Source organism: Kitasatospora sp. NPDC001603 (genome assembly GCF_040298365.1).
Classification (GTDB): Bacteria; Actinomycetota; Actinomycetes; order Streptomycetales; family Streptomycetaceae; genus Kitasatospora.
Genome location: NZ_JBEPAA010000096.1, coordinates 1 through 26770 on the forward strand (window position 1 = coordinate 1; position 26770 = coordinate 26770).

25 protein-coding genes and 1 riboswitch are annotated in these 26770 nt (G+C 72.5%); of the genes, 13 read left to right on the top strand and 12 right to left on the bottom strand.

Going from position 1 to position 26770, the window contains the following annotated elements; translation table 11 throughout:
• Positions 1-143 precede the first annotated feature (143 nt).
• The 3 genes from ABT263_RS34565 to ABT263_RS34575 are packed head-to-tail and all read right to left on the bottom strand — an operon-like array spanning position 144 to position 3360.
• The gene (locus ABT263_RS34565) at positions 144-1220 is read right to left on the bottom strand and encodes a threonine aldolase family protein (RefSeq protein ID WP_352296813.1); all 1077 of its coding nucleotides are present in this window, start codon (positions 1218-1220) and stop codon (positions 144-146) included.
• Positions 1217-1963, bottom strand: a complete 747-nt coding sequence (locus ABT263_RS34570; RefSeq protein ID WP_329490779.1) for an SDR family NAD(P)-dependent oxidoreductase — start codon at positions 1961-1963, stop codon at positions 1217-1219. The genes ABT263_RS34565 and ABT263_RS34570 overlap by 4 nt, the downstream gene beginning before the upstream one ends.
• Positions 1960-3360, bottom strand: a complete 1401-nt coding sequence (locus ABT263_RS34575; RefSeq protein ID WP_329490777.1) for a DUF6421 family protein — start codon at positions 3358-3360, stop codon at positions 1960-1962. The genes ABT263_RS34570 and ABT263_RS34575 overlap by 4 nt, the downstream gene beginning before the upstream one ends.
• 183 nt (positions 3361-3543) lie before the next feature.
• On the opposite strand from ABT263_RS34575, the gene ABT263_RS34580 reads away from it, so the two are divergent.
• The 6 genes from ABT263_RS34580 to ABT263_RS34605 all read left to right on the top strand — a co-directional run bounded on the left by ABT263_RS34580 (position 3544) and on the right by ABT263_RS34605 (position 8248).
• Complete coding sequence (locus ABT263_RS34580; protein ID WP_352296849.1) at positions 3544-3639, top strand: putative leader peptide; 96 nt, start codon at positions 3544-3546, stop codon at positions 3637-3639.
• A gap of 164 nt (positions 3640-3803) precedes the next feature.
• Complete coding sequence (locus ABT263_RS34585; RefSeq protein ID WP_352296816.1) at positions 3804-4685, top strand: ABC transporter substrate-binding protein; 882 nt, start codon at positions 3804-3806, stop codon at positions 4683-4685.
• Between the two features lie 11 nt (positions 4686-4696).
• Positions 4697-5647, top strand: coding sequence for an amino acid ABC transporter permease (locus ABT263_RS34590; RefSeq protein ID WP_352296819.1), 951 nt, complete (start codon positions 4697-4699; stop codon positions 5645-5647).
• A complete protein-coding gene (locus ABT263_RS34595; protein ID WP_329490772.1) occupies positions 5644-6402 on the top strand; it encodes an amino acid ABC transporter ATP-binding protein in 759 nt (252 codons plus the stop codon). Before ABT263_RS34590 ends, ABT263_RS34595 begins: the two co-directional genes overlap by 4 nt.
• A gap of 202 nt (positions 6403-6604) precedes the next feature.
• The gene (locus ABT263_RS34600; RefSeq protein WP_329490771.1) at positions 6605-7168 is read left to right on the top strand and encodes a DUF5134 domain-containing protein; all 564 of its coding nucleotides are present in this window, start codon (positions 6605-6607) and stop codon (positions 7166-7168) included.
• Between the two features lie 132 nt (positions 7169-7300).
• Positions 7301-8248, top strand: a complete 948-nt coding sequence (locus ABT263_RS34605; protein WP_329490770.1) for a M56 family metallopeptidase — start codon at positions 7301-7303, stop codon at positions 8246-8248.
• A 49-nt stretch (positions 8249-8297) separates the two neighbouring features.
• Here the strand turns inward: ABT263_RS34605 and ABT263_RS34610 are convergent, their stop codons facing one another.
• Positions 8298-8756: a MarR family winged helix-turn-helix transcriptional regulator gene (locus tag ABT263_RS34610; RefSeq protein WP_352296822.1), complete on the bottom strand. Its 459-nt coding sequence runs from the start codon at positions 8754-8756 to the stop codon at positions 8298-8300.
• An 87-nt stretch (positions 8757-8843) separates the two neighbouring features.
• Here ABT263_RS34610 and ABT263_RS34615 point away from each other — a divergent pair, with 87 nt between their 5' ends.
• Positions 8844-10358, top strand: coding sequence for an MFS transporter (locus tag ABT263_RS34615; protein ID WP_329490768.1), 1515 nt, complete (start codon positions 8844-8846; stop codon positions 10356-10358).
• Between the two features lie 220 nt (positions 10359-10578).
• The gene (locus ABT263_RS34620) at positions 10579-11184 is read left to right on the top strand and encodes a TetR/AcrR family transcriptional regulator (RefSeq protein WP_329490767.1); all 606 of its coding nucleotides are present in this window, start codon (positions 10579-10581) and stop codon (positions 11182-11184) included.
• Positions 11185-11229: 45 nt separating this feature from the next.
• On the opposite strand, the gene ABT263_RS34625 is transcribed toward ABT263_RS34620, so the two are convergent.
• Positions 11230-12096 (bottom strand): Sco1979 family transcriptional regulator, encoded by an 867-nt coding sequence (locus ABT263_RS34625; RefSeq protein ID WP_329490766.1) that lies wholly within the window; start codon positions 12094-12096, stop codon positions 11230-11232.
• 417 nt (positions 12097-12513) lie between these two features.
• Here ABT263_RS34625 and ABT263_RS34630 point away from each other — a divergent pair, with 417 nt between their 5' ends.
• Entirely contained in the window at positions 12514-13035 is a 522-nt protein-coding gene (locus ABT263_RS34630) for an ATP-binding protein (RefSeq protein ID WP_352296825.1), read from the top strand.
• A gap of 329 nt (positions 13036-13364) precedes the next feature.
• Here ABT263_RS34630 and ABT263_RS34635 read toward each other — a convergent pair whose 3' ends face one another.
• Complete coding sequence (locus tag ABT263_RS34635; RefSeq protein WP_329490764.1) at positions 13365-13610, bottom strand: DUF397 domain-containing protein; 246 nt, start codon at positions 13608-13610, stop codon at positions 13365-13367.
• Positions 13611-14124: 514 nt separating this feature from the next.
• Between ABT263_RS34635 and ABT263_RS34640 the strand changes: the two genes are divergently transcribed.
• On the top strand, positions 14125-15048 hold the full coding sequence (locus tag ABT263_RS34640; RefSeq protein ID WP_352296828.1) for a sirohydrochlorin chelatase family protein: 924 nt from the start codon (positions 14125-14127) through the stop codon (positions 15046-15048).
• A 148-nt stretch (positions 15049-15196) separates the two neighbouring features.
• Here ABT263_RS34640 and ABT263_RS34645 read toward each other — a convergent pair whose 3' ends face one another.
• Entirely contained in the window at positions 15197-17332 is a 2136-nt protein-coding gene (locus ABT263_RS34645; RefSeq protein ID WP_352296831.1) for a hypothetical protein, read from the bottom strand.
• 426 nt (positions 17333-17758) lie between these two features.
• Positions 17759-17883: riboswitch (cyclic di-AMP (ydaO/yuaA leader) on the top strand.
• Between ABT263_RS34645 and ABT263_RS34650 the strand changes: the two genes are divergently transcribed.
• Both ABT263_RS34650 and ABT263_RS34655 read left to right on the top strand, forming a co-directional pair.
• Positions 17870-19174 carry a transglycosylase family protein gene (locus ABT263_RS34650; RefSeq protein ID WP_352296834.1) on the top strand — a complete coding sequence of 435 codons (1305 nt, stop codon included), beginning with the start codon at positions 17870-17872 and terminating at the stop codon, positions 19172-19174. Its footprint overlaps the riboswitch before it by 14 nt.
• 174 nt (positions 19175-19348) lie before the next feature.
• A complete protein-coding gene (locus ABT263_RS34655; RefSeq protein WP_329490760.1) occupies positions 19349-19549 on the top strand; it encodes a hypothetical protein in 201 nt (66 codons plus the stop codon).
• Between the two features lie 59 nt (positions 19550-19608).
• Here the strand turns inward: ABT263_RS34655 and ABT263_RS34660 are convergent, their stop codons facing one another.
• The 5 genes from ABT263_RS34660 to ABT263_RS34680 all read right to left on the bottom strand — a co-directional run bounded on the left by ABT263_RS34660 (position 19609) and on the right by ABT263_RS34680 (position 25743).
• Positions 19609-20628, bottom strand: coding sequence for a LacI family DNA-binding transcriptional regulator (locus ABT263_RS34660; RefSeq protein ID WP_329490759.1), 1020 nt, complete (start codon positions 20626-20628; stop codon positions 19609-19611).
• 25 nt (positions 20629-20653) lie between these two features.
• Complete coding sequence (locus ABT263_RS34665) at positions 20654-22366, bottom strand: glycoside hydrolase family 13 protein (protein ID WP_352296837.1); 1713 nt, start codon at positions 22364-22366, stop codon at positions 20654-20656.
• A 33-nt stretch (positions 22367-22399) separates the two neighbouring features.
• Positions 22400-23308: a sugar ABC transporter permease gene (locus tag ABT263_RS34670; RefSeq protein WP_352296840.1), complete on the bottom strand. Its 909-nt coding sequence runs from the start codon at positions 23306-23308 to the stop codon at positions 22400-22402.
• 43 nt (positions 23309-23351) lie between these two features.
• Positions 23352-24356 (bottom strand): carbohydrate ABC transporter permease, encoded by a 1005-nt coding sequence (locus tag ABT263_RS34675; protein WP_352296842.1) that lies wholly within the window; start codon positions 24354-24356, stop codon positions 23352-23354.
• A 109-nt stretch (positions 24357-24465) separates the two neighbouring features.
• Complete coding sequence (locus ABT263_RS34680; RefSeq protein ID WP_352296844.1) at positions 24466-25743, bottom strand: extracellular solute-binding protein; 1278 nt, start codon at positions 25741-25743, stop codon at positions 24466-24468.
• A gap of 311 nt (positions 25744-26054) precedes the next feature.
• Here ABT263_RS34680 and ABT263_RS34685 point away from each other — a divergent pair, with 311 nt between their 5' ends.
• The gene (locus ABT263_RS34685; protein WP_352296847.1) at positions 26055-26561 is read left to right on the top strand and encodes a GNAT family N-acetyltransferase; all 507 of its coding nucleotides are present in this window, start codon (positions 26055-26057) and stop codon (positions 26559-26561) included.
• Positions 26562-26770: the final 209 nt, after the last annotated feature.

The window sequence follows — 26770 nt, forward strand, 5'->3', positions numbered from 1 at the left end:
GTTTTCCGGAGTTTCATTCATCGGATTCGCATTCCGCCGCCCCTCTCGGTGCGACTCCGGAACTGTACGGGGACCGGCCCGCCACATGCAAATCGTCCCGCCCTGCTGTCGCAGGACGGGACGATCCGCGGTCACCGGCACCGTCAGGCGCGGCCCATCTCCTCGGCGATGGCGGCCGCGAAGGCGTCGATGTCCGCCTCGGTGGTGTCGTACGAACACATCCAGCGGACCTCGCCGGTGTGCTCGTTCCAGAAGTAGAAGCGGTAACGCTTCTGCAGTCGCTCGCTGACCTCGCGCGGGAGAATCGCGAACACCGCATTGGCCTCGACCGGGCGGACGACGGTCACGCCCTCGATCCCGCGGACGGCCGCCTCCAGCCGGCTGGCCATGGCGTTGGCGTGGCCGGCGTTGCGGAGATAGAGGTCGCCCGCGAGCAGGGCCTCGAACTGGACCGACACGAAGCGCATCTTCGACGCCAGCTGCATCGAGGTCTTGCGCAGGTACTTGATGTTCCGGACCCGCTCGGGGTTCAGGACCACCACGACCTCGCCGAACAGCAGCCCGTTCTTCGTCCCGCCGTACGACAGCACGTCCACGCCGACGTCGGTGGTGAAGGCGCGCAGCGGCACGCCGAGCGAGGCGGCGGCGTTCGCCAGCCGCGAGCCGTCCACGTGCACCAGCATGCCGAGCTGGTGGGCGTGGTCGACGATGGCCCGGATCTCCTCCACCGTGTAGAGGGTGCCGAGCTCGGTGCTCTGGGTGATCGAGACCGCGAGCGGCTGCGCGCGGTGCTCGTCGCCGAAGCCCCAGGCCTGCTGGTCGATGAGCTCGGGGGTGAGCTTGCCGTCCGGGGTGGGGACGGTGAGCAGCTTGATGCCGCCCATCTTCTCCGGCGCGCCGCCCTCGTCCACGTTGATGTGGGCGCTCTCGGCCGCGACGACCGCGCCCCAGCGCGGGAGCAGCGCCTGCAGGGCGACGACGTTGGCGCCGGTGCCGTTGAAGACGGGGTACGCCTCGGCGTGCTCGCCGAAGTGGCGGCGGAAGACGTCCTGCAGGTGGGCCGTGTAGTCGTCCTCGCCGTAGGCGACCTGGTGGCCACCGTTGGCGAGCGCTATCGCGGCGAGGACCTCCGGGTGCACGCCGGCGTAGTTGTCGCTGGCGAAGCCGCGGACGGCGGGGTCGTGCCGCCGCACCGCGTCGGTGGGGGTCGGTTCGGTCATCGGGCTGTCAGCCACAGGTGCTGTCCGTTCAGTTCTGCTGCGGGGCGGTCCCAGAGGCCCGCCAGGGCGGTGGCGAGGTCGGCCGTGTCGGTGAAGCCGGCGAACTTCGCGTCCGGCTTCTCCGCCCGCATCTCGGGGCTGACCAACGCCTTGATCACCAGGATCGCAGCCGCGGCGGTGGGCTCGCCGTCCTCGGCGGTGGTCTCCTTCTTGAAGGAGTCCGCCATGGCGAGCGTCCACGCCTCGGTGGCGGCCTTGGCCGCCGCGTAGGCGGCGCCGCCGGCGGTCGGCTTGTGGGCGGCGGCGGCGGAGATCATCGCGTACCGGCCGGACTCGCTGCGGAGCAGCGCGGGCTGGAAGGCGAGCGAGGTGTGCTGGAGCGTGCGCACCACGGTGTCGTGCAGGAAGTCCCAGTCGTCGATCCGGGTGTCGAAGAACTTCTTGCTGCCGCGCCAGCCGCCGACCAGGTGCAGCAGGCCGTCGACGTGGCCGTGCTCGGCCTCCAGGTGGTCGGCCCAGTCGTGGACCTCCTGCGGGTCGAGCAGGTCGATGACCTGGCCGCTGACCCGGGCGCCGGGGACCGCCCCGCGCACGGTGTCGAGGGCCTTCTCCAGCCGCTGCGGGTCGATGTCGGCGCCGATCACGGTGGCGCCGTCGGCGGCGAGCCGGCGCAGCACGGCCTGGCCGGCCGGGCCGCTGGCTCCGGCGACGGCGATGACCTTGCCTTCGAGGTGGGTGCTCACGCGGCGACCTCCTGGATGCCGGCGCCGGTGATGCCGGTGGTGGCGGCGATGACGCCGCCGAGCTTCTTGGCGAGGGCCTCGTAGAACATGCTCAACGGGAACTCGTCCGGGTGGACGGCGTCGCACAGGGCCTTGTTGAGCGCCTTGCCGTCGGCGGTGTCCAGCGGCAGCGCGTCGGGGCCCTTCGCCCAGGTGGAGGCGGGGTGCGGGGTGAGGTAGCGGGAGACCAGCTGGTAGGCGGCGATCCAGTGGGCCGTCTTCGGGCGGTCGATGCCGTCGCGGTACAGGGTCTCGATCTCGCCGCAGAGCGCGTTGGTCACGTCGGCGACGCGGTCCCAGTCGATGCTCAGGCGGTTGTCGCGCCAGCGCAGCGCGTCGTGCTTGTGCAGGTAGGCGAAGAGCAGCTGGCCGCCCATGCCGTCGTAGTTGCGCACGCGGTCACCGCTGACCGGGAAGCGGAACATCCGGTCGAAGAGGATGGCGTACTGGACGTCGCGGCCCTGGGCGTAGCCCTCGGCCTGCAGCTTCACGGCCTCCTTGAAGGCGGTGAGGTCGCAGCGGAGCTCCTCCAGGCCGTACATCCAGAACGGGCTGCGCTGCTTGATCATGAAGGGGTCGAACGGCAGGTCGCCGTGGCTGTGGGTGCGGTCGTGGACGAGGTCCCACAGCACGAAGGTCTGCTGGGCGCGCTCCTGGTCCTCCAGCAGGCCCTCGGCGTCGGCCGGGATCTCCAGGCCGAGCTGCCGGACGGCGCTGGTGGTGACGGCGCGGAAGCGGGCGGCCTCGCGGTCGCAGAAGATGCCGCCCCAGGTGAAGCGCTCCGGCGCCTTGCGCACGGCCACGGTCTCGGGGAACAGGACCGCGGAGTTGGTGTCGTAGCCGGCCGTGAAGTCGGTGAAGGTGATCGGCACGAACATCGGGTTGTCGAAGCGGGTGCGCTCCAGCTCGGCCAGCCAGTCCGGCCAGACCACGCGCAGCAGGACGGCTTCCAGGTTGCGGTTCGGGTTGCCGTTCTGGGTGTACATCGCGAAGACGACCAGGTGCTCCAGGCCGTCCTCGCGCTGGTCGGCGGGCTGGAAGGCGAGCAGCGAGTCCAGGAAGTCGGGCTCCCGGTAGCCGGTGTCGGCCCACTTGGCCAGGTCCGCGTCGACGGCGGCGAGGTAGGCGGCGTCGTGCGGGAAGAGCGGGGCGAGTTCCGCGATCGCACTGCGGACCGTGGCGACCAGCGGGTCGACCGTGTGCCGCTGCACGGCGGACAGGTCGATCGAGCCGTCCTTGGACTGCAGCGGGCGCAGGGCCTCGACCGCGTCCTTCAGACGGAGCCAGGCCGGGTGGCCGGCGTGGGTCGAGACCGGGGCGTCGGCCGCCACAGCGAGCCTTGGCGAAAGATTCTGCATCGTGGACTCACTTCGACAGGAGGTATTTCAACAGGACCACCATAAGTACGACAGGTTCTCCTGTTCAAGGGGGGCCCTGCCGTCGATTCTCCCGGTTCTGGGTTCCGAAACCGCTTGTCCGGCATGTGGACGGTCATCTGGATGTTCTGGACAGCCGCGCCGTGGGGATGCGAACCTCCCGCCATGCTCCCGGCGGTGATCCTGGTGGCGCGACGCCACATCGACCTGCTCCGGGTGTCTTCCAGCTGTTGTGCGCGCGGTCTCTGCCGCTGCCGCTGATCCGGCTCGGGGGCGCCGCGGACGCGGCCCCGTACGCCGACCATGCCGCCTGTGTTCCGGCACCGCCACCGGGGGGAAGTGACCCGCCGGGGTGCCGGCCCGGCCCGCGCCCCCGCGCCGCTCGCTCCCCGCTCTTTCCGGTCCCTCTTTCCAGGAGCCCCGCCATGACCTCCCTCCGCAAGCCGTTCGCCGCCCTGCTGGTCGCCGCCGCCGCGCTGACCGCGTGCGCGCCGCAGGACTCCGCGTCCGACGCGTCCGGCACGGGCGCCGCCGCGAGTGCCCCGGGGACGGCCGACGGCTGCGCGCCGGGTGCGCTGGGCACCCGCACCGCGGGAACGCTGACGATCGGCACCGACCAGCCCGCCTACGACCCCTGGTTCACGGACGACAAGCCGGAGAACGGCAAGGGCTTCGAGTCGGCGGTGGCGTACGCCGTGGCCGAGAAGCTCGGCTACCCGAAGGAGAAGGTGACCTGGGTGGCGGCGCCGTTCGGCAAGGCCACCACCCCGGGCGCCAAGGACTTCGACTTCGACATCAACCAGGTGTCGATCAGTGACGAGCGCAAGCAGGCCGTCGACTTCTCCTCCGGCTACTACGACGTGCGGCAGGCGGTGATCGCGCTGAAGACCTCCAAGGCGGCCGGCGCGAAGAGCGTCGCCGACCTGAAGGGCGCCAAGCTGGGCGCGCAGGTGGGCACCACCAGTCTGGAGGTCGTCACCGACACCATCCGGCCGACCGTGCAGCCGGCCGTGTTCGACTCCAACGACCTGGCGAAGGCCGCACTGCGGAACGGCCAGATCGAGGCCCTGGTGGTGGACCTGCCGACGGCGTTCTACATCACCGGTGCCGAGGTGACGGACGCCCAGGTGGTCGGGCAGTTCGAAGGGGCGGCGCGGGGCGAGCAGTTCGGGCTGGTGCTGGACAAGGGCTCCCGGCTCACCGGGTGCGTCACGCGGGCGGTGGACGCCCTGCGGGCCGAGGGCGTGCTGGCGAAGCTGGAGAAGCAGTGGCTCTCCGACGCCGTCTCCGCACCCGTCCTGAAGTGAGCGGGGCCCCGATGAGCGCCGAGGCCGGGGCCGGTCCCCGCAAGGCCGGCGGCGGGAGCGGCGCCGGGCTGCGCCGGCGCCGGCGGACGGACCCGCCCGGGCCGGCGCCGGACGACGGCTACCGCCCGTCCGCGCGGCGGCTGGCGCACGAGGCGTACCGGCGCGGCCGCAGCCGCCGGGCCGCGCTGATCGCCGGGGCGTCGACCCTGGTGACCGCCGTGGCGCTCTCCCTGCTGGTGGTCAACTCCCCCGGCTGGGCGGCCACCCGGAAGGCCTTCTTCGACGCCGACTACGCCCGCCGGGCGCTGCCGGAGGTGCTCAGGGGCCTGCGGATCAACCTGGAGCTGATGCTCGGCTGCGGGGTGCTGATCCTGGTCCTCGGCCTGCTGCTGGCGGTGCTGCGGACGCTGCGCGGACCGGTCTTCCTGCCGGTACGGCTGCTGGCCACGGCGTACGTGGACTTCTTCCTCGGCCTGCCGATGATCATCTGTCTGCTGGTCATGATCACCGGCGTGCCGGCGCTGCGGCTGACCGGGGTGACCACGGATCCGATGCTGCTCGGCGGCGCCGCGCTGGTGCTGACGTACTCCGCGTACGTCTCCGAGGTCTTCCGGGCCGGCATCGACTCGGTGCACCCCGACCAGCGGGCGGCCGCCCGTTCGCTCGGGCTGAGCAACGCGCAGGCGATGCGCCACGTGGTGCTGCCGCAGGCGGTCCGCCGGGTGGTGCCGCCGCTGCTGAACAACCTGGTCAGCCTGCAGAAGGACACCGGCCTGGTGTCGATCGGCGGGGCGATCGACGCGGTGTACGCGGCGAAGATCATCGCCAGCCGGTCGTTCAACTACACCCCGTACGTGGTGGCCGGGCTGGTCTTCATCGTGCTGACCGTGCCGCTCACCCGGTTCACCGACTGGCTGTCCCGCCGGATGAACCGCCGTCAGCACCAGGGAGGTGCCGTGTGACGACCAACCCGGTCCTGCGGCTGGAGTCGGTGCGCAAGAGCTTCGGCTCCCAGCTGGTCCTGCGCGACGTGGACCTCACCGTGCCCGAGCACACCGTGACGGCGCTGATCGGCGCGTCCGGCTCCGGCAAGTCCACCCTGATGCGGTGCGCCAACCTGCTGGAGCGGATCGACGACGGCGCGATCTTCCTGGACGGCGCGGAGATCACCGACCCGCGCACCGACGAGGACGCCGTCCGGCGCCGGATCGGTGTGGTGTTCCAGGCGTACAACCTGTTCCCGCACATGACGGTGCTGGAAAACGTCACGCTGGCGCCGCGCCGGGTGCACCGGCGTGGCCGGGCGGAGGCCGAGGCCGAGGCGCTGGAGCTGCTGGACCGGCTGGGCCTCGCGGCCAAGGCCCGGGAGTACCCGGACCGGCTCTCCGGCGGGCAGCAGCAGCGGGTCGCCATCGTCCGCGCGCTGGCCACCGGGCCCCGGCTGCTGCTGCTCGACGAGATCACCGCCGCGCTCGACCCGGTGCTGGTCGGCGAGGTGCTCGCGGTGGTGCGGGACCTCAAGGAACGGGGCATGACGATGGTCGTCTCCACCCACGAGATGGGTTTCGCCCGTGAGGTGGCGGACCAGGTCTGCTTCCTGGAGTCCGGGGTGGTGCTCGAACAGGGCCCGCCGGAGCAGGTGTTCGGCGATCCGCAGCACGACCGGACCAGGCGGTTCCTGAGCCGGGTGGTCGCCTCCGGGCGACTGGCGCCGTAGGCCCCGGCGCTCGGCCGGCAGGTCCTCGACCGAACGAACAGGTATCACTCGAACGGGCCAGTGCCACCCGGGCCTCGGGGGTGCCTCCCGAAGAATCACTACGCCCGTCACTCCCATGCGCCCCCGTTCGCGCCCTGCTGCGCGCGGCTTCGACCGGTGATCGTGGACAGCACGTCCGTCCGCGTTCTCCGGGAGGCCGCCGTTGCACGGTCCAGTGCTGGTCAGCTGGCTGCTGGCCGCCCTCACCGCCACGTCCGGCGCCTACTGCCTCAGCCGCCTGGGCCGCACCCCGTGCGCGGCGGACGCCGGGGCGGGCCGCGGCCACGCCCACGAGTCGGACGCCGCCGAGGCCCTGATGGGGCTCGGGATGGCGGCCATGGCCCTCGCCGGGGCCGCCGTCCCCGCCGTGCTCTGGGTCTGGCTGTTCGGCTTCCCCGCGGTGCTCTTCCTGCTGGCCGCCGCCCGCGACCGGACCGGGCGCGGCCACCGGCTGCACCACGCGGTCGGCGGACTGGCGATGACGTACATGGCGCTCGCGATGGCGGCCGCGCCGGCCCACGGCCATCACCACGGCGCGAGCGCCGGGGCCCCGCTGCTGACCGGCGCGCTGCTGCTCTACTTCGGCGGCTACTCGCTCTGGGCCGGCAGCCACCTGCTGGCCGCACCGGGCGGCCAGGTGTCCGGGAGCCTGCGCACCGCCGGGCTGCCTCGGGCCTGCCGACTGGCGATGGGCCTGGGCATGTTCGCCATGCTCCTGACGATGTGAGAGCGGCCCGCGCGGCCCCGGGCGTGGCGTTGGTCACTGGGTGGCCGAAAGCCGTTCCTCCGGACGCCGACAGCGCTTAGGTTGGCAAGGAGCGCGCTGTCGCGTTCCGTGCGTACTCGGGGAGCCCATGCCATGACGGCCCTGCTCGGCCTGCTGCTGCTCGGACTGCTGCTCTCGACCGTGGCGCCCCGGCTGCTGGCCCGGGCCCGCTGGGCCGAGCGCGAACCCGTGCTGGCCCTGCTGGTCTGGCAGTGCCTGGTGGTCGCCGTCCTGCTGTGCTGCGCCCTGAGCCTGGTCCTGGCCGCCTCGGCCGCCCTGCCGGAGCTGCGGGTGCTGCTCTTCACCGGGGCGCCGCACGGCGTGGAGGCCGCGTACGCGCTCCAGGACGCCGAGGGCTGGGGGCGGCTCTGTGCCGCGGTCCTGGCGGCGGGCGGCGTGCAGACCGTGCTGGCCCTGACCCGCGAAGTCCGCTCGGCGAAGGCCCTGCGCAATCGGCGGCACGCCCAACTGGCGAGCCGGGCTCCCGAGTTGCCGGGGTCGATCGACACCCTGAAGCACCGCCGGGAGCGGCTGGTGGTGCTGGAGAACGTCCGCCCGGAGGCCTGGTCGCTGCCCGGTCACAACTCCCGGCTGGTGGTCACCACCGGAGCCCTCCAGCAGCTGACGGACCGGGAGTTGGCCGCAGTGCTGAGCCATGAGCGCGGACACGTCCGGGCCCGGCACCACTGGCTGTCGCAGTGCTCGCAGGCCCTCGCCTCGGGGTTCCCCGGGGTCGGCGTGTTCAGCGCCTTCCGGGACCAGGTGGGCGAACTCGTGGAGCTGGCCGCGGACGACCGGGCGGCCCGCCGGCACGGGCGGCACACCACCGCCGTGGCGCTGGCCGAACTCAACCTGGACCGCGGGGTGTTCGGCTCCTGCCCGCCGGGGCTGGCGCAGTCCCCGAAGCGGGTGGACCGGCTGCTCGCCGGGCGGCCCCGGCTGCCCGTCACCCACCGGCTGCGGCTCACCCTGGCCGCGCTCGCCGCGCCGGCCGCCGCCGTCCTGCTGGCCGCCGCACCGGGGCTCTCGACCCTGTTCTGATTCCGGCGCGGGACTGCGGGCCCGCCCTCGGCAGACCGGTGACGGAGCGTCAGGCCGACGCCGACTCCCCGCAAGGGGTGCCGGGAGAGACCGGGTCGGGGGAGACCGGGGAGCCGAGCGTGCGCGCGAGCACCTCGCGGTGCAGCGGCCGGGCCTCAGCGTAGCGCCGGCAGCCGGCCTCGGTGAGCGCCACCTGGATGCCGCGCCGGTCGTTGGGGCACATCGCACGCGTCACCAGCCCGGCCTTCTCCAGCCGGCCGATCAGCCGCGAGAGCGCGCTCTGGCTCAGATGGACGGTGTCGGCCAGCTCCTGGACCCGCAGCTGGTGGCCGACCGCGCTGTCGCGCTCCTCGACCAGGCGCTCCAGCACCTCGAACTCGCTCACGCCCAGGTCGTACTTCTCACCCAGCTCGCGATCGAGCGCACAGGACGTCGCGGCATGGCGGGCCAGCAGGTCTCGCCATTCGGCGACCAGACCTGCCTCCGCCGGAGAGTCGAGTTCAGCCACCCGGCCACAGTACCACGTGCACATGAAACTTATGTAGCCGCATTAAATTCACTTGCAATGAATGCACGTGCATGTAGTGTCCTCCCCATGACCACCGCGACCGTCCCCGCAACCGACGACCCGTCAGCCTCCGGGCTGCGCTGGACCCCCCGCCTCTGGGGCACCCTGATCGTGCTCTGTGCCGCGATGTTCCTGGACGCCCTCGACGTCTCCATGGTCGGCGTCGCCCTCCCGTCCATCGGCTCCGAACTCCACCTCTCCACCTCCGCGCTGCAATGGGTGGTCTCCGGCTACGTCCTCGGCTACGGCGGGCTGCTGCTGCTCGGCGGGCGCGCCGCCGACCTGCTCGGCCGGCGCCGGGTGTTCCTGGTCGCCCTCGGTGTCTTCGCGGGCGCCTCACTGCTCGGCGGCCTGGTCGACGACGGCGGCCTGCTGATCGCCGCCCGCTTCCTCAAGGGCGTCAGCGCGGCCTTCACCGCGCCCGCCGGCCTGTCGATCATCACCACCACGTTCGCGGAGGGCCCGGCCCGCAACCGGGCACTCTCCATCTACACCACCTGCGGCGCCAGCGGCTTCTCGCTCGGCCTGGTGCTCAGCGGCCTGCTCACCTCGGTCGGCTGGCGCTGGACCTTCCTGATGCCCGTCCCGGTCGCCCTGCTGGCCCTGCTCTTCGCGATCCGGCTGCTCCCCCGCCCGGTCGAGGAGCGGGCCAAGGGCGGGTACGACGTGCTCGGCGCGATCACCGGCACGCTCACCGTGCTGCTCCTGGTCTTCACCGTCACCGAGGCGCAGGGCGCCGGCTGGCTGAGCCTGCGCACCCTCGGCTCGCTCGTCGTGGTCGCCGCCCTGGCCGCCGCCTTCCTGGTCACCGAGAGCCGCACCGCCCACCCGCTGGTCCGGCTCGGCATCTTCCGCAACGGCTCGGTCGCCCGGGCCAACGTGATCGCCTTCACCATGACCGGCGCCTACGGCGGCTTCCAGTTCGTGGTCACCCTCTACCTCCAGCACCTGCTCGGCTGGTCGGCCCTGCAGATGGCGCTCGGACTGCTCCCGGCCGGCGCCTTCATCGCGCTGTCGGCCCCGTTCATGGGCCCGATCGTGGACCGCTTCGGCACCGGCCGGCTGCTGCCGATCGGCCTGCTCGCCCTCACCGCCGCCTTCGCGCTGTTCCTGCGGCTGGACGAGCACAGCTCGTACCTCACCCTGGTGCTGCCGTCGATGATCCTGCTGGGCGTCGGCTTCGCCCTGGCCTTCCCCTCGGTGAACATCGCCGCCACCGACGGCGTGGGCGACGAGGAGCAGGGCCTGGCCTCCGGGCTGGTCAACACCGCGATCCAGGTCGGTACGGCCGTGGTGCTCGCCGGCGCCACCGCGATGATCACCGCGGGCAGTGGCGGCGGAGACGGTGCCCAGGCCCAGCTGGACGGCTACCGGCCCGCCCTGGTCCTCATCACCGGGATCGCCGCGCTGGGCTTCCTGATCGCCACCGCGGGCGCCGTGCTCGACCGGCGCAAGCGGTCAACTCCGGTGTCCGTCCCGGACTATGATTATCCGTCCGTCGACCTGGCCGACCGGCGCGACGAGGTCCTGACCAAGAGCTGACCCCACCTGCCCGGCCCCGTCCTCGCCCTCAGGTACGCGCCGGCTCCACCAAACCCCCGTGTCGGTGGAGCCGGCGCGTCCGTACGAGCCGATCCCCGCAGTCCCGCCAAGTGCGGGGTTCCACGGATCGGCGGCTCGCGCCGCCAGTATATTGGCCAGGAGCCAACGAACGTACGGAGCAGACACGATGGCACCTCGCGGGGATTCGGTCAATGAGGAAATGCGTCAACGCTCCCGCCGGCGCATCATGCGCGCCACCGTCGAACTCGTCGACGAGCACGGCTACGCGGGCACCACGCTGACCGACATCGCCGAGCGGGCCGGCCTCGCCCGCGGCCTGCTCTCGTACTACTTCGACGGCAAACGGCTGCTGATGCAGTCGGCGACCCACCGGATGATGCACCTGGCGCTGTCGGCCGCCCTGGACGCGATGGAGCCCGGCTCCTCGCCGGAGGCCCGGCTGGCCCGCGCGATCGACACCGTGCTGGGGCTGGCGATGGACCACCCCCGGGTGATGCGCTCGCACCTCGCGCTCATCCTGGACCCGGACACCGGCGCCTTCGTCCAGGACCCGGAGCAGCGACAGCTCGGCGCGATCCTCCAGGGACTGCTGCGCGACTGGGGCGCGCCCGACCCGCTCGCCGAGCACGCGGTGCTGCGCAGCGCGCTGATGGGCGGCTGCATCGGGGTGCTGCTGCCGGGCGCCGAGCTGCCACTGGCGCTGATCCGCGCCGACCTGTTCGGCCGCTACGGCCTGGACTGGCCGCTCGGCCTCCCCCCGCAGCCGCAGCCGCCGGAACGCGAACGGCCGCCGGCCCGCGGGTGAACGCGGCGGCCGGCGGCCGTTCGGTGCCCGGTCGCCCGGGCCGGGTCAGCGCTCCTTGAGGATCGACGCCAGCAGGTCGATGGTGCGCTCCGGCGTCAGGCTGTCGACGCAGAGCCGCTCCATGACCTGGATGTACGCGTCGACGTCGTCGCGCTTGTCGAGGTAGAGCGCGCTGGTGAGCTGCTCCAGGTAGACCACGTCGGCGAGGTCCTGCTCGGGGAAGCGCAGGATCGTGAACGCCCCGGACTCCCCGGCGTGGGCGCCGAAGCGGAACGGCATCACCTGGATCACCACGTTGGCCTGCTCGGCGACGTCGATCAGGTACTGCACCTGACCGCGCATCACCTTGGGGCCGCCGACCGGCCTGCGCAGGGCCGCCTCGTCGATGACCGCCCAGAGCCGGGGGCTGCTGCCCTCGGCGAGCAGCTTCTGGCGGCGCAGCCGCAGGCTCACCCGCCGCTCGACCTCGTCCTCGCTGATCACCGGGCGACTCTGACCGAAAACCGCCCGTGCGTACTCCTCGGACTGCAGCAGGCCGGGGATGAACTGGACCTCGTAGGTGCGGATCAGTGCGGCGGCCTCCTCCAGGCCGACATAGGTCTGGAACCAGCCCGGCAGCACGTCGTTGAAGCTGTGCCACCAGCCGGACTTGTTGGCCTCCCGGACCAGGCCGAGCAGGGCCTCGCGCTCACCGCCGTCGTCCACGCCGTAGAGGCTGAGCAGATCGGCGACGTCGCGCTCCTTGAAGCTGACGCGGCCGAGCTCCATGCGGCTGATCTTCGACTCGGAGGCGCGGATCGCATAGCCCGCGTCCTCGCGGGTGATGCCGCGCGCCTCACGGAGGCGGCGCAGCTGGGAGCCGAGGAGGATCCGGCGGACCATCGAGCCGCCGCCCGGCTGAACTGTGGTCATGCGGTCGAAACCTCCACCTAGGGCAAACAGCGCACAGTCTGCCATCAGTTGAGCGCTCACGGTGCCGATACTGACGGATGTTCCTATCAGTTCTGCACTCCTCACACCAGGATGCACGTGCATTCGGCGCTTGCATATGCCATTTGAACGACTGCACGTGAATCGACTCTTGCATCTGCAGTGAGCGCAGAGGACGATGGTGCACGTGCACCTGCACATCCCTGGCAATCCCGCGGGCTCCGCGTCGACCCCACGCGCGACTCCGCGCACCAGCCCGGCAGCGCCCTCGCGCCACCGGGCCTTCGTGTGCGCGCGCGACTGGTCGAGGGGGCGGCCGCGCGGCCTAGCGAGTCGGAGGTGACCGGCATGACCCCGGCGGGTCCAGCCGTGTCCGCCCCCTTATGGGAGGAGCTCTTCATGAGCACCGGTACGGCCTTGGCAGTCGATCCCCATGTGGTCACCTGTACGCTCGCCCCTCGCTACGAAGCCGTCAGAACCGCGCGCGACTTCGCCAGGACCGCTCTTCAGCGCTGGGGACTGAGCGAACTGTTCGACGACGTCGCGCTGGTGGCCTCGGAACTGGTGACCAACGCCCTGCGGCACGCCATCGGCGCGTGCCCCGGTGCGACCGGCGGCGCGCTCGACGACTACGACTTTCCCACCCAGCCCGCTCCCGAGGGGCGACTACCGATCCGAATAAGCCTGGTGCACCGCGCACCGCAGGTGGTCTGCGCGGTCAGCGACCCCAGCAGCACCGGGCCGGTGGCCCGGGAGGCGGACTTCGTCGCCGAATCGGGTCGCGGGCTGCACCTGGTGGACTCGTTCAGCCGGTCCTGGGGCTGGCACCCGCTGGGCGGCGGCAAGGTGGTCTGGGCACTGTTCGAGCCCGAGGCCGGCGCGCTGGCGGAGCTCGGCGGGCGGCACCGCCGCTCGGCCTAGCCGTGCGCCGCGGCCGGCGGGAGGACGGCACCACTCCCGGGGTGCGGCACCGGGAGAACGGCACCGCTCCCGATCCGCGGCCGCGCACGCTCCTGGCCGCAGACGTGCGGCGCCCGGTCCGCGGCGGCCCGCCCGCGAGCCCCGACCCGACGGCGACCGGTCGGCGACAGCCGGTCGCGCGATCGCCCGGCGACAGCCTCCCGGAGCGACGGCCGCACCGGCGGCACCCGCTCACGACGCCCACCACGGGGCGGCCGGGCGGAGAAGACAAAGGCCGTCGTGGTGTCAGCACCCACGACGGCCCCCCGATGGCGAAGAAGACGAAACGGTCAGACCGCCAGGTGGTCGAACTCCCCGTCCTTGGCGCCCAGCAGCAGCGCCGCGATCTCGGCCCGGGTGTAGATCAGTGCCGGACCATCGGGAAAGCGCGAGTTGCGCATCGCCACGTCGCCCCCCGGGAGCGCGGCGAACTCGACGCAGTTGCCCTGGGAGTTGCTGTGGAGGCTCTTCTGCCAGACCACGTCCTTGAGGTCCGCAGCCGCCATCCCGTTGTACGTGTCGTACCTGTCGTGCATAGAAATCTCCCGAAGAGCTCCGGAGTAGTCGTCCAGCTCGGCGCCCCGGCTCGCAGCCGAACGACTGGGCCGGCCCCGTACCGGCCCGGCACAACGCCTCACTTGACGTGATGATAGCTCCAGTGCACGTGCATCAGCACGGGACGTTGCAGGTGCACGGGCCCTTCGTCGACAAATCGGAACTCTTCACCGCCTCGACACCTGAGGGAACGTAAGCGGACATATCCGGGGCAATCGGGAAGACTCCGATAACCGCCCGTAGGCGGCCACCCGCTGAATGTTGATCTTCGGGCGCCCGGAGTCGCACCGCCGTGACCCTCCGTCAGACCGTCCGTATGCTGTGAGACATCTCACGCGCCACCACCGCAACGCGCGGCACCTCCTGTCACGTCTCAGGCAGAAGTGGTAGCCACATAGGGATTGATCACGGTATGTCCGAATTTCGGGCACCCCGCCCCTCCCGGTACGGCAGCCGACTGCAGCGTTGGCCGGGGGATGTCCTACGATCTCCGCCATGAGCACCGCAGCCATCCCGGGCGCGCCACTGCCCGTCCGCACCCCAGGCTCCCGTGCGCGGGGGCGCCACCGACGCCCCGAGCGCCCCGAGATCCCGGCCGGATCCCCGGCCCTGGTGCTCGCGGTGCCCGCGACCGCCGGGCCGGAGTCCCGTTCCGTGGTCGAGGAACTGCTGTCGATCGTACGCAGCGAGCAGAACGGCGTGCAGACCGCGGCCGGTTACCTCGACAGCGGCGCGGGCGGGAGCGAGCCCGGCCGTGACGAGTTCTCCGTCGCCGAACTGCTGGCGCACGCCGCCGAGTCGGGCCTGCCCGCCCCGGTCGTGGTGCCGCTGGTCCCCGGCCCGCACGGTTTCCTGACCGAACTGCACGCGCTGGCCGCCGAGTACGGCGCCCACGTCACCGATGTCCTCGGCCCGCACCCGCTGCTCGCCGAGGCCGTCCACGTCCGGCTCTCCGAGGCGGGGCTGGCCCGCGCCGACCGCGCCCGGCTGTTCGCCATCGCGACGGCCGCGGACGGCGTCGTCCTCACCACCGTCGGCGGCGAGGAGGCCGCCGCGGCGGCCGGGATCACCGGTGTGCTGCTGGCCGCCCGCCTCGCGGTGCCGGTCGTGCCCGCCGCGCTCGACGTGCCCGGCTCGGTGGCCGCCGCCGTCGCGCACCTCAAGGAGACCGGCTCCCAGCGCCCCGCGCTGGCCCCGCTGGTGATCGGCCCGGAGGCCGACTCCGAGCTGCTCGCCACGGCCGCCGAGGAGACCGGCTGCCCGAGCGCCGCGCCGCTCGGCGCCTACCCGACGGTGGGCCAGCTGATCGCCGCCACCTACCTCGCCGTACTGCCGGCCGTCGCCCCCGAGGCGTTCGCCGCGCAGGCCGCCGCCGAGGAGGCCGCTGCCCAGGAGGCCGGGGAGGCCGCCGCCGAGTAGCGGACCACGAACGCCGAAGGGCCCGGAGCGCACCCGCTCCGGGCCCTCGCCGTACCCCCCGCCGTCCGTGTCCCCGCCGCACCGGCCCTCTCCGTACGGGCCCGCGCCGTACCGGTCCGCGGCGCGTCGGTGCGGGCCCCGGCGGGCCTCAGGTCCGCCCGCCCACCCGGCCGGTGGCCGCCGCCGCGTCCTTGAGCCGCAGCGCCGGCAGCTGCACCGGCCGGGACTGCGCGGCGAAGGCGGCCACCGGCACGCCGGTGGCGTTCCACGGCGACCACCCGCCGCCACCGTCCGCCTTGCGCACCTGCAGCACCTCGGTCTGCCCCGCCCGGCGCAGCAGGATGTTCTTCGGCGGCGCGGACTCCGGGTCCACCCAGAGCTCGTTGCCGTCGAACTCGCAGTCCAGGACGAGGATGTCGTCCGGCCTGCCGTCCGGGGTGGCCCGGAAGGCGATCCCGGCCCGGCGGTGGCCGGTGAACCGGCTGCGGCTGAAGGTGACCGCCTCCCCGGCGAGTTCGTGGCGCGCGGTGGAGACGCCGTAGTCGCTCTGCCCGGCGGCGTCGATCAGCAGGCCGTCGAAGAGGGTCCCCTTGTCCCGGCCGAGCGAGTGCAGCGCCACTCCCCCGCCGCCGTTGCCGTACAGCACGCTCGCGGTGTAGTCGAAGTCGTTGAGGTAGGCGCCGTGCTCGATGCCCCACCCGCCGTTGTGGTAGGCCGCGAACTCGGTGACCACGTGGTGCTGCTGGGCGTTCAGCCAGACGAAGATGCCGTCCCGCAGGTTGTTGTGGGCCAGGCAGCGCTGGAACGTCCAGACCCCCTCGCTGTTCTCCGGCCACTCGAAGCCGGAGGCACCGTCGGCCCCCTGGACGCCGACGGCCACGCAGTCCAGCGCCTTGCCGCCGGTGCCGGCGCCGAGGTTGAAGCCGGTCAGCCGGTAGGCCCGCGGGTTGGGCTCCAGCCGCGTGCGGGAGGCGACGCAGGACTCGTAGACGATGTCGTCGGAGGGCTGCTGCGGGGTGCGGGTGTCCGGCGGGCCGTCCCACCAGTAGGCGTCCTCCCAGGTGTCGTGGCTGATGCAGCTGCGGAAGGTGATGCCGTGGCTGGCGTGCGGGACGAAGGCGTGGCTCCCCGCGTCGCGGACCACCAGGCCCTCGACGACGGTGCCCCGGGTGGTGTCGCCCAGCATGTGGAAGTGCAGCCCGTACCGGCCCAGCACCGGGGCGGTCACCGGGGCGCTGCCGTCCGGGCCCTTCCAGGACTCCGCGGTGTCGGTGCGCGGGCCGACCCAGCGCAGCGCCGCGTGCCGCAGGTCGGCCCGGCGGGAGGTGGTGAGGTGGACGTGGGCGCGGCCCTCGGCGGTGCCCTCGATCCGCACGCTGCGGGTCAGGTTGAGCACCTCGGCGCCGACCGTGACGCCCCCTCCGGCGGCCACCCGGGGGTGCGCGTACGTCAGCGGCGCCTCCAGGGTGACGGTGGATCCGCTGACGGACCGGACGACGGCGAGGTCGTAACGGGTGGAGAAGCCGTCCTCGCCCGGCGGGCCGGTCGGGGTGACGGCCAGTTCGTCGCCGGGCAGCCAACCGGTGGGCGGCGCGGCCAGGCTGACGGTGGTGTCGCCCGCCGCGAGTGCCCGGTCGGCGCGCACCCAGGCGGTCTTGGCCGCGCCGTCCAGCCGCAGGTACCCGGCGCCGGTGACCCAGAGGCCGACGTCGGTGTCGACCACCTTCATGCCGTCCCCCCGGAAGCGCCGCTCGTCGACGGCGGGGAAGCGCACGGTGTGCACGGCGGCGCCCTCGGGGGCGAGCGCGAGGGTGCCGCGGATCTCGACGTTGCCCGCGGCGGCGAGGGTGAGGCTGCGGTCGGCGGCGAAGGTGAGCGCACCGCCCGGCTCGACCAGCAGCGAGCCGATCGCGGCGTCGGCGTCGAGCAGCACCCGGTCGGTGATCCGGACGGCACTCTGCGGTCCGGGGACCCGGCCGCCCCAGCCGGCCGGGTCCGACCAGGGGCGGCCGCCCTGGTCGGGGGTGGGTGCGGGGGCGGCTCCGGCGGTGGGCTGCCCGGGCGCGGCCGTGCCCCCGGCGGGGGCGCCCTCGGTGGCACCCCCGGGCGTCCCGGGGGGCGACGCGGCGCCGTGCCCGTGCCCCGCGGCCGGGTCCGCTCCCGGCCCCGTGGCGGAGCCCTCCGCGGCGGCGACGGGCGAGGAGCGGCCGTCCAGGGAGCGCCGCAGTGCCTCCTCGCCGCCGACCGCCGCGAAGACCGTGCCGACGGCGAGCCAGCGCAGCATCGTCCGCCGGGGCAGGGGAGTTCGGGGCTCGGCCGGCGGGATGTCCGCTCTGCGGTGTTTTGCCCGGCGGTGCGTTCCACGCGGCCGCTCGGCCGGCGCACCGGCCTCCGGACCCTCGTCCATGACCATCGCTGCGAAGCCCTCCCCCCAGACGGCCGCGTCGGTCCTGATGCCCTGAAGCATAGGCAGTTGCCGTTACTCCGACGGGCGTTGCTCGAAATCGGTCATTTCTGATCATGGTGGACAGCCATTTAGCACGCTCTTCATAAACTGTGATGGCCGTCACACATGTTTGCGGTTTGAACTTAAGTCTGCTTAACGTGCTCCCCGTTCGTGGCCACACGGACCCAGCCCACCCGCAACGCCGAGTCCTGCCGTCGGGTGCGCTGGCAGCGCAGAACGCACCACGGCAGGAGCGGGGGAACCACAGGTAAGTCGCCCGGGACCGGTTCGTACCGGTTCGGGGCTAGGGGTGAAGCCGCGTCCACAGCGCGGCCGGGCAACTCCAGCCCGAATCCGACAGCTCACCTCGCAGGCGTGGGAGAGGACCGCGTCACCATGCTGCCCACCAACGGCACCCGCCTGTCCGGCCGCACCCGCCGAGCGATCGCCACCCTCGGCGTCGTCGGTATCGGCCTCACCATCCCCTGCCTCACCGCCGGCTCCGCCTCGGCCGCCTCGGTCGCCACCTGGGACAAGGTCGCCCAGTGCGAGAGCACCGGCAACTGGAGCATCAACACCGGCAACGGCTTCTACGGCGGCCTCCAGTTCACCAACTCCACCTGGGCGGCGTTCGGCGGCACCAGCTACGCCGCGCGTGCCGACCTCGCCACCAAGGACCAGCAGATCGCGGTCGCCGAGAAGGTGCTCGCCGTCCAGGGCCCCGGCGCCTGGCCCGTCTGCTCCGTCCAGGCCGGTCTGACCAAGGGCGGCACCCCGGCCGCCGTCGACACCGCGACCGCCGCCAAGCCGGCCGCCCCGAAGGCCGCCCCGGCCCCGGCGCAGACCCCCGCCCCCGCCGCCAAGCCGGCCGCGCCCAAGGCCGCCCCGAAGGCCGCCGAGACCCCGGCCGCCGCCGACTCCGCCCAGCAGTCGCAGGGCCGGAACTGGCAGCAGTACCGCCAGGACACGCAGGCCTCCTCCGACTACACCGTGGTCGCGGGCGACTGGCTCTCCTCGATCGCCGACAAGAACAACGTCCAGGGCGGCTGGGAGCGGCTCTACGAGCTCAACCGCGGCACCCTCGGCGACGGCCCGCACGTCATCTACCCGGGCCAGCACCTGAGCCTGGGCGACCGCGCGAAGACCCGGGCCTCGGACGAGTCCGGCCAGGGCTTCGACTGGTTCAACCGCTCCTCGGGCGCCACCGGCAAGGCCGACGGCTCCACCGCGACCGCCACCAAGCCGGCCGCGCAGACCCAGGCTCCGGCCGCCAAGCCCGCCGCCCAGGCGTCGGCCGAGGCGCCGGCCCAGGCCGCCACCGGCAGCATGGCCGCCGCGGTCTCCTTCGCCCAGTCGAAGGTCGGCCAGGCCTACGTCTACGGCGGTACCGGCAACGGCGGTTGGGACTGCTCCGGCCTGACCCAGGCCGCGCTGCGCGCCGCGGGCGTCTCCGTCCCGCGGGTCGCCGCCGACCAGGCCGCCGCCAGCACCCACGTCTCGCTGGACGCCCTCAAGGCCGGCGACCTGCTGTTCTGGTCCAACAACGGCCAGGACTCGGGCGTCTACCACGTCGCGCTCTACATCGGCGACGGCAAGTACGTCGAGGCCGCCAACCCGAGCGTGGGCGTGCGGACCCAGACCATCGCCAACTGGGCCCCGGACTTCGCCGGCCGGGTCTGATCCCGCGCGCGGTCCGCACGCGGTCCGCGCCGTCCGCCGCAGCCCCCGGGGAGAGTCTGGTCGCTCCTCCCCGGGGGCTCCGGCACGCCCGCGCGCGGGACGGCGCGGGCCCGGGCATGGCCAAACCTCGGCCCGGGCGGGCATGCTGCTGCTCCGCACCCGAGGAGGAGTCACATGGCCCAGGTCACCGTCACGCTCGACGCCAATCTCGCGATCGACGCGATGATGCTCTCCGGCACCAGGAACCCGCAGGACGCGGTGGAGCTGATCCTGCGCGACTACCTCGCCCGGGGGCGGCGCACCGAGAGCCGGACCGGCGAGGCCGCCGACGGGCAGCGGACCGGGCAGCAGCGCCCGACCGCGCAGGAGGGCTGAGGGCGGACAGGACGGGGCCCCGGAGGACTGGATCGTCCTCCGGGGCCCCGGTCGTCGTCTCAGCGGGCGCAGGCGCCCGTGGAACCGCGCATCACCAGCTCCGGCTGGAACATGAACTCACCGCGCTGGGCGGCGTTCGCGCCGACCTCCTCCAGCAGGGCGTCGACGGCGGCGGTGGCCATCGCCTCGACCGGCTGGCGGATGGTGGTCAGCGGCGGCTCGGTGAAAGCTATCAGCGGCGAGTCGTCGAACCCGACCACCGAGACGTCCTGCGGCACGGACAGCCCCCGCTGGCGCACCGCGCGGATCGCGCCGAGCGCCATCATGTCGCTGCCGCAGACGATCGCCGTACAGCCCTTGTCGAGCAGTGCGCCGGCCGCCGCGTGCCCGCCCTCCACGCTGAACAGCGTGTGGTGGACGAGCTCCCGGGCCTGCTCCTCGGTCCGGCCGAGGACCTCCCGCAGGGCCGCCGTGAAGCCCTCGATCTTCCGCAGCACCGGGACGTACCGCTTCTGCCCGACCGCGAGGCCGATCCGCTCGTGGCCGAGCTCGGCCAGGTGCTGGACGGCCATCCACATCGCGGCCCGGTCGTCCGGCGAGATGAACGGCGCGTCGATCTTCTCGCTGAAGCCGTTGATCAGGACGAACGGCACCTGCCGGCCGGTCAGCCGGGCGTACCGGTCGTGGTCGGCGGTGGTGTCCGCGTGCAGGCCGGAGACGAACACGATGCCCGCCACGCCCCGGTCGACCAGCATCTCCACCAGTTCGTCCTCGGTGGAGCCGCCGGGCGTCTGGGTGCAGAGCACCGGGGTGTACCCGTGCCGGCTCAGCACCTGCTCGATCACCTGGGCCAGCGCGGGGAAGATCGGGTTGCTCAGTTCCGGGGTGATCAGCCCGATCAGTCCCGCACTGCGCTGGCGCAGCCTGGTCGGCCGCTCGTAGCCGAGCACGTCCAGCGCCGCCAGCACGGTCTGCCGGGTGGCGGCGGAAACGTTCGCCTTGCCGTTGAGTACGCGGGAGACGGTGGCTTCGCTGACCCCCGCCTGCGCCGCGATGTCTGATAGTCGCGCCGTAGTCACGGTCCCAGAGCCTATTGCAACCACGTCAGACCGCCCACCAGTCGGTGCTGTCCGGTCCGAGAACCGCTTCGCCGCCGGCGCCGGCGGCCTCCGGCGCGGCGTCCGCGGAGGACAGCAGCAGCCGGCCCGGCACGGGTATCCGCACCGGCTCGGCGGTGGTGTTCACCGTGCAGACGAAGGAGCCGCGGCGGAAGACCAGGGTGCCCTCGGGGCTCGCCAGCCACTCGACCCCGGTGCCGGCGCCCAGCCCGGACTGCTCCCGGCGGATGGCCAGCGCGCTGCGGTAGAGCTCCAGGGTCGACGTCGGGTCACCGGTCTGCGCCTCGACGCTGAGCCCGGCCCACTCGGCCGGCTGCGGCAGCCAGCTGGGGCCGCCGGGGGTCGGGCCGAAGCCGTACGGGGCCTCGGTGCCGGACCACGGGATCGGCACCCGGCAGCCGTCGCGGTAGCCGTCCTGGCCGGCCTTGCGGAAGAAGGACGGGTCCTGGCGGACCTCGTCGGGCAGGTCGGTGACGTCCGGCAGGCCGAGCTCCTCGCCCTGGTAGACGTACGCCGAGCCGGGCAGCGCGAGCATCAGCAGGGTGGCGGCGCGGGCCCGGCGCAGGCCGAGCGCGCGGTCGCCGGGGGTGCGGATCTGGGTGCCCAGGCCCGGCGGGTTGGCGAACCGGGTGCTGTGCCGGGTGACGTCGTGGTTCGAGAGCACCCAGGTGGCGGGGGCGTCGACCGGGCGCATCGAGTCGAGCGACAGGTCGATCACCGAGCGCAGCTCGGCGGCGTCCCAGGAGGTGCCCAGGTACTGGAAGTTGAAGGCCTGGTGCAGCTCGTCGGGGCGCACGTAGTTGGCGGTGCGCTCGACGGTCGGGGTCCACGCCTCGGCGACGCCGATCCGCTGCCCCGGGTACTCGTCGAGGATCTTCCGCCAGCTGCGGTAGATCTCGTGCACGCCGTCCTGGTCGAAGAACGGCATGACGTCGTTGCCGAGCAGCCTCAGCTGGTCGCCGCCGCCGATGTCGGGCAGGCCGGGGGCCTTGACCAGGCCGTGGGCGACGTCGATCCGGAAGCCGTCGACGCCCATGTCCAGCCAGAACCGCAGGATCGAGCGGAACTCGTCGGCGACGGCCCCGTTCTCCCAGTTGAAGTCGGGCTGCTCGGGCGCGAACAGGTGCAGGTACCAGTCACCGGGGGTGCCGTCGGGGTTCTCGGTGCGGGTCCAGGCCGGGCCGCCGAAGATGGACTCCCAGTCGTTGGGCGGCAGCTCGCCGTTCTCGCCCTTGCCGGGGCGGAAGTGGTAGCGCTCGCGCAGCGGGGAGGACGGGCCCTCGCGCAGGGCGCGCTGGAACCACTCGTGCCGGTCGGAGGAGTGGTTGGGGACGAGGTCCACGATGATCCGCAGGCCCAGCCCGTGCGCGTCGCGGATCAGCGCGTCGGCGTCCAGCAGGGTGCCGAACATCGGGTCCACCGCGCGGTAGTCGGCCACGTCGTAGCCGGCGTCGGCCTGCGGGGAGGCGTAGAACGGCGAGAGCCAGACGGCGTCCACGCCGAGGTCGCGCAGGTAGGGCAGACGGCTGCGGATGCCCGGCAGGTCGCCCATGCCGTCACCGTTGGAGTCGGCGAAACTGCGCGGGTACACCTGGTAGATGACCGCATCCCGCCACCAGCCTCTGGACGCGCCGGTGCTTGCCTCGTGAGCGGTGGCGTCGGCGGCGGGCCGGGAGGTGTCGGCCAGGTTCTGGGTCATGGACGGTATCCCTTGGGACTAGAGAGCGGCAGGTCAGGACTTGGAGGCGCCGGCGGTCAGGCCGGTGACCAGGTGACGCTGCACCAGGTAGAAGAGGACCGAGGACGGGATCGCGATCAGGACCGCGGTCGCCGCCATCAGGTTCCACTGGGCGTCGTGTTCGCTGACGAAGGTCTGCAGGCCGACGGCCAGGGTGTACTTGTCGGAGCTGAGCATGAAGGTGGAGGCGAAGGCCACCTCGGCCCAGGCGGTCAGGAAGGAGTAGAACGCGGCCACCGCGAGACCCGGCCGGGCGAGCGGCAGGACCAGCCGCCAGAAGGTGCCGATCGGGGTGAGCCCGTCGACCCGGCCGGCCTCGTCGATCTCCACCGGGATGGTGTCGAAGTAGCCCTTCAGCAGCCAGGCGCAGTACGGCACGGTGGTGGTCGAGTAGACCAGGATCAGACCGAGGTAGCTGTCCAGCAGGCCGAGTTCGGACAGGATCGTGTACATCGGCACGATCAGTACCGCGATCGGGAACATCTGGGTGACCAGCAGCGACCACATCAGCGGCTTGTGCCCGGGGAAGCGCATCCGGGAGACGGCGTAGCCGGTGGTGGCGGCGATCAGCACGCCGAACACCGTGGTCACCCCGGAGACCAGGAACGCGTTGCCGAACCAGGTGAAGAAGTCGGTGTCGAACAGCACCGTGTGGTAGTTCGACAGGGTCATCTTGTCGATGATCTCGCCGGGGTGGAGGTAGTCGGTCTTGTCCGGGCCGAGCGAGACGTAGAGGATCCAGACCACCGGGAACAGCGCGATCAGGCTGGCCAGGATCAGGGCGCCGTGGGCCAGCGCCTTGCCGAGCGGGCCGGACTCGCCGCGGCGACGGGTCCTGACCGGCTTGGCGGCCGCCGCCGCCGGGGCGACGAGGACGGTGGGTCGTTCGGTGGTGGTGCTCATCGGGGTTACCTGCCTTCGTGGGTCGCTTGGTTACCGGTCGGCGTCAGCCGTTGGCCTGCTCGTTGCGGGCGAGCCAGCGTCGGTAGAAGGAGGTGAAGACGATGAGGATGGACAGCAGGATCACGCCGTACGCGGCGGACTGCGCGTAGTCCCGGGGCTGCTGGCCGAAGCCGAGCCGGTAGGCCCAGGTGACCAGCAGCTGGGCGTCAGGCGCGCCGTTGCCGCCGAACAGCAGGAAGATGACGGCGAACTGGTTGAACGTCCAGATCACTCCGAGCAGCACCACGGTCGAGGAGACGGTGCGCAGCCCGGGCAGGGTGACGTGGCGGAACCGCTGCCAGGCGGTGGCGCCGTCCATCTCGGCGGCCTCGTACAGCTCGGCCGGGATCGACTGCAGGCCGCCGAGCAGCGAGATCATCATGAACGGCACGCCGACCCAGGTGTTGACCAGGACCGCGGCCGCCTTCTGCGCCACCGGGTCGTCCAGCCAGCCGGGCTCGGGCAGGTGGAGGGCGGAGAGCAGGCCGTTGACGGCGCCGCCGTCGGCGAGCATCAGGCGCCAGGAGAAGACGGTGACGAAGGTCGGCACCGCCCAGGGCAGGATCAGCAGCATCCGGTAGACGGCACGGCCGCGCAGCTTCTGGTTGAGCAGCAGGGCGAGGCCGAGGCCGATGGTGTAGTGCAGGCAGACGCAGAGCGCCGTCCAGGCGATGGTCCAGACGAAGTGCGACCAGAAGCGGTCGTACGAGCCCGGGCCCCAGAGAATGTCGGCGTAGTTGTCGAAGCCGACGAAGTGGTAGCTGGCCGGGATCTCGTTGACGCCGATCGTGCGGGCGGCATTGAGGCTGTTGGCGTCGGTGAGGGTGAGCCAGATGCCCTCGGCGAGCGGGTAGAGCACCAGCCCGCCCAGCACCAGCACGACCGGCGCGATCATCGCGTAGGCGTACCAGTGCTTGGCGTACGAGCGCTTGAGGCGCTCCATCAGGCCCGGACGCGGATCGCGCTCCCGGCTGCCCTGGCCGGTGGCGCCCTGCACGGCGACTGACATTGTTCGACACCTTCTCGGAGGAGGTCCGCCGCCTCGCTTCGGCGACTGCTGCTAAGGGTCTGGCCGTCCGGCCCGCCGGGAGGTGGCGGCGGGCCGGACGGCCGGGTGACTACTTGGCGAAGCCCGGGAGGAGCTTGGCGTAGTCGGTGGCGACGGTGTTCAGGCCGTCCTGGGTGCCGGTGCCCTGGACCACCTTGCCGAGGTTGGTGCCGAGCGAGGCGAACAGCGAGCTGTACTCCGGCAGTTCGGGGCGCGGCCGGGCACTGTCCAGCACGGCCTGGAAGCCGGCGATGCCGGGGTCGGCCTTGACCTCGGGGGTGAAGGCGTCGGCGCGGGTCGGCAGGGTGGAGTTCTTGTGCGCGATGAAGGCCTGGCTCTCGGCCGAGGTCATGAAGGCGGCGAACTTCTCCGCGGCGGCCTTGTGGGCCTTGTCGGCGCCCGCGTAGACCGAGATGTTGTGGCCGCCGGTGGGGGCGCCGGACTTGCCGCTGGAGCCGGCCGGGACGGGGGCGATGCCGAGGTTGGTCTTGTCGGCGAACGCGGAGCCCTTGTAGATGTTGGTGATCTCCCAGGGGCCCTGGATGATCGCCGCGACCTTGCCGCTGTTGAAGGCGTCCATCATGTGCGCGTAGGCGTCGCTGGTGACGTCGGCCTTGGCGGTGCCCGGCGAGGTGAACATCGACTTGTAGGTCTCGATGCCCTTGACGGCCTCGGGCGAGGTGACGGTGATCTTCTTGCCGGCGGCGTCTACGGTGTCGGTGCCCTCGCCGAACAGGAACGGCATCGCGTAGTAGCCGTCGGCCGCCTTCAGCCAGAAGCCGTCCACACCGGCCTTCTCCTTGACGGTGGCGGCGGCGGTCTTCAGCTCGTCCCAGGTCTTCGGCGCGGCGGTGATGCCGGCCTTGGTGAAGAGCTCCTTGTTGTAGAGCAGGCCCAAGGTGTCGGTGACCAGCGGGATGCCGTAGATCTTGCCCTCGTACTTGGCCTGCTGGACCAGGGTGGGCTGGAAGGCGGCGGAGTCGACGGCGGCCGGGGTGCCGTCGAGCGGCTCCAGGTAGCCGGCCTTCGCGAAGGCGGCGGTCCAGCCGACCTCGGCGCGGAAGACGTCCGGCGCGCCCTTGGCCCCCATGGCGGTCTGGAGCTTGTTCTGCGCCTGGTCGAACGGCACGTTGACGAAGTCGACCTTGACGTTCGGGTTGGCAGCCTCGAACTTCTTGGCGAGTTCCTGGTAGTTCGGCGCCTCGTTGGTCGCGTTGGACGTGTCCCAGTACGTGAGGGTGACCGGCCCGTCGGCCTTGCCGTCCGAGCTGGAGCCGCTGCTGCCACAGGCAGCCATCGAGACCGCGAGGGCCACAACGAGGGCAGAGGCCGCGATGCCACGCCGCATGAGAACTCCTTGGGAGGGGTGGGGGTGCCCGAGATGTGTGAGACAGGCGCATAATGGCTGCCTCGTCCCGACCGCACCGTTGCCGCGGTCGGGCTCGGGAAGGAAGTTAACAGCGGCGCAATCGTCACCGAAAGTCCTTGCAGCAAGTTTCTGCAAGAATCGCCGATCGTTACGCCCACGTGTCCTGGACGTAGCCGCACGGTAGTTGACAGGCGAAGATCCTCAAGCTTCCTTATGTCCCGTTTGCCCCGTTACCCGACCGTCGGAAAATACGCTGGGTTGCGGCAAGGCCCTTGCAGCAGACTGGACGGATGCTGATCCGAGCCGCCACGCGAGAAGACCTGCCGCTGCTGTGCGCACTGGAACGGGCCGCCGGGGCGCCGTTCGCCGCCATCGGGATGCCGGAGATCGCCGAGGACGAGCCGCCCACCCCGGAGGAACTCGCCCGCTACCTGGACGAGGGCGTCGCGCTGGTCGCGCCCGGCGCCGGGGGAACACCCGTCGCGTACCTGCTGGCCGAGCCGGTGGACGGCGCCCTGCACATCGAACAGGTCTCGGTCCACCCCGGCCACGCCCGGCGGGGGATCGGGCGGGCGCTGATCGAGCACCTCGCGGCGGGCACCGACGCGCCCGCGCTGACCCTCACCACCTTCGCCGACGTGCCGTGGAACGCGCCCTACTACGCGCGCTGCGGCTTCCGGCCGCTCGCCGTCGGCGAGATCACCCCCGGCCTGCGGGAGATCCGCCGCCGGGAGGCCGAGCACGGCCTGGACCGCTGGCCCCGGCTCTGCATGCGCCGGGAGCTCCCGGCACGCTGACGGCCCGGCCCGGCCGGCTCATGGCGCGGCCGGGCCGGGCTCCGGGGGCGAGGGGCCTCACCGGGGGCGAGCGGCCGGGCTAGGGGGTGCGGGGGGCGGGCCCGGGGCCCCCGCCCCCCCCCACCCGGCCCGCGCAGCGCCCCCCGAGGCGCCGCCCGGGCGGGGGGCGGGACACCACCCCCCCCCGCCGCACAGAGCGGGGGGAGTAC

Coding starts and splice junctions, on each gene's coding strand:
- ABT263_RS34565 (WP_352296813.1), bottom strand. CDS start 1,220: ATGACCGAACCGACCCCCACCGACGCGGTGCGGCGGCACGACCCCGCC.
- ABT263_RS34575 (WP_329490777.1), bottom strand. CDS start 3,360: ATGCAGAATCTTTCGCCAAGGCTCGCTGTGGCGGCCGACGCCCCGGTC.
- ABT263_RS34580 (WP_352296849.1), top strand. CDS start 3,544: ATGCTCCCGGCGGTGATCCTGGTGGCGCGACGCCACATCGACCTGCTC.
- ABT263_RS34585 (WP_352296816.1), top strand. CDS start 3,804: ATGACCTCCCTCCGCAAGCCGTTCGCCGCCCTGCTGGTCGCCGCCGCC.
- ABT263_RS34590 (WP_352296819.1), top strand. CDS start 4,697: ATGAGCGCCGAGGCCGGGGCCGGTCCCCGCAAGGCCGGCGGCGGGAGC.
- ABT263_RS34605 (WP_329490770.1), top strand. CDS start 7,301: ATGACGGCCCTGCTCGGCCTGCTGCTGCTCGGACTGCTGCTCTCGACC.
- ABT263_RS34615 (WP_329490768.1), top strand. CDS start 8,844: ATGACCACCGCGACCGTCCCCGCAACCGACGACCCGTCAGCCTCCGGG.
- ABT263_RS34620 (WP_329490767.1), top strand. CDS start 10,579: ATGCGTCAACGCTCCCGCCGGCGCATCATGCGCGCCACCGTCGAACTC.
- ABT263_RS34625 (WP_329490766.1), bottom strand. CDS start 12,096: ATGACCACAGTTCAGCCGGGCGGCGGCTCGATGGTCCGCCGGATCCTC.
- ABT263_RS34630 (WP_352296825.1), top strand. CDS start 12,514: ATGAGCACCGGTACGGCCTTGGCAGTCGATCCCCATGTGGTCACCTGT.
- ABT263_RS34635 (WP_329490764.1), bottom strand. CDS start 13,610: ATGCACGACAGGTACGACACGTACAACGGGATGGCGGCTGCGGACCTC.
- ABT263_RS34640 (WP_352296828.1), top strand. CDS start 14,125: ATGAGCACCGCAGCCATCCCGGGCGCGCCACTGCCCGTCCGCACCCCA.
- ABT263_RS34645 (WP_352296831.1), bottom strand. CDS start 17,332: ATGCTGCGCTGGCTCGCCGTCGGCACGGTCTTCGCGGCGGTCGGCGGC.
- ABT263_RS34655 (WP_329490760.1), top strand. CDS start 19,349: ATGGCCCAGGTCACCGTCACGCTCGACGCCAATCTCGCGATCGACGCG.
- ABT263_RS34665 (WP_352296837.1), bottom strand. CDS start 22,366: ATGACCCAGAACCTGGCCGACACCTCCCGGCCCGCCGCCGACGCCACC.
- ABT263_RS34670 (WP_352296840.1), bottom strand. CDS start 23,308: ATGAGCACCACCACCGAACGACCCACCGTCCTCGTCGCCCCGGCGGCG.
- ABT263_RS34675 (WP_352296842.1), bottom strand. CDS start 24,356: ATGTCAGTCGCCGTGCAGGGCGCCACCGGCCAGGGCAGCCGGGAGCGC.
- ABT263_RS34680 (WP_352296844.1), bottom strand. CDS start 25,743: ATGCGGCGTGGCATCGCGGCCTCTGCCCTCGTTGTGGCCCTCGCGGTC.
- ABT263_RS34685 (WP_352296847.1), top strand. CDS start 26,055: ATGCTGATCCGAGCCGCCACGCGAGAAGACCTGCCGCTGCTGTGCGCA.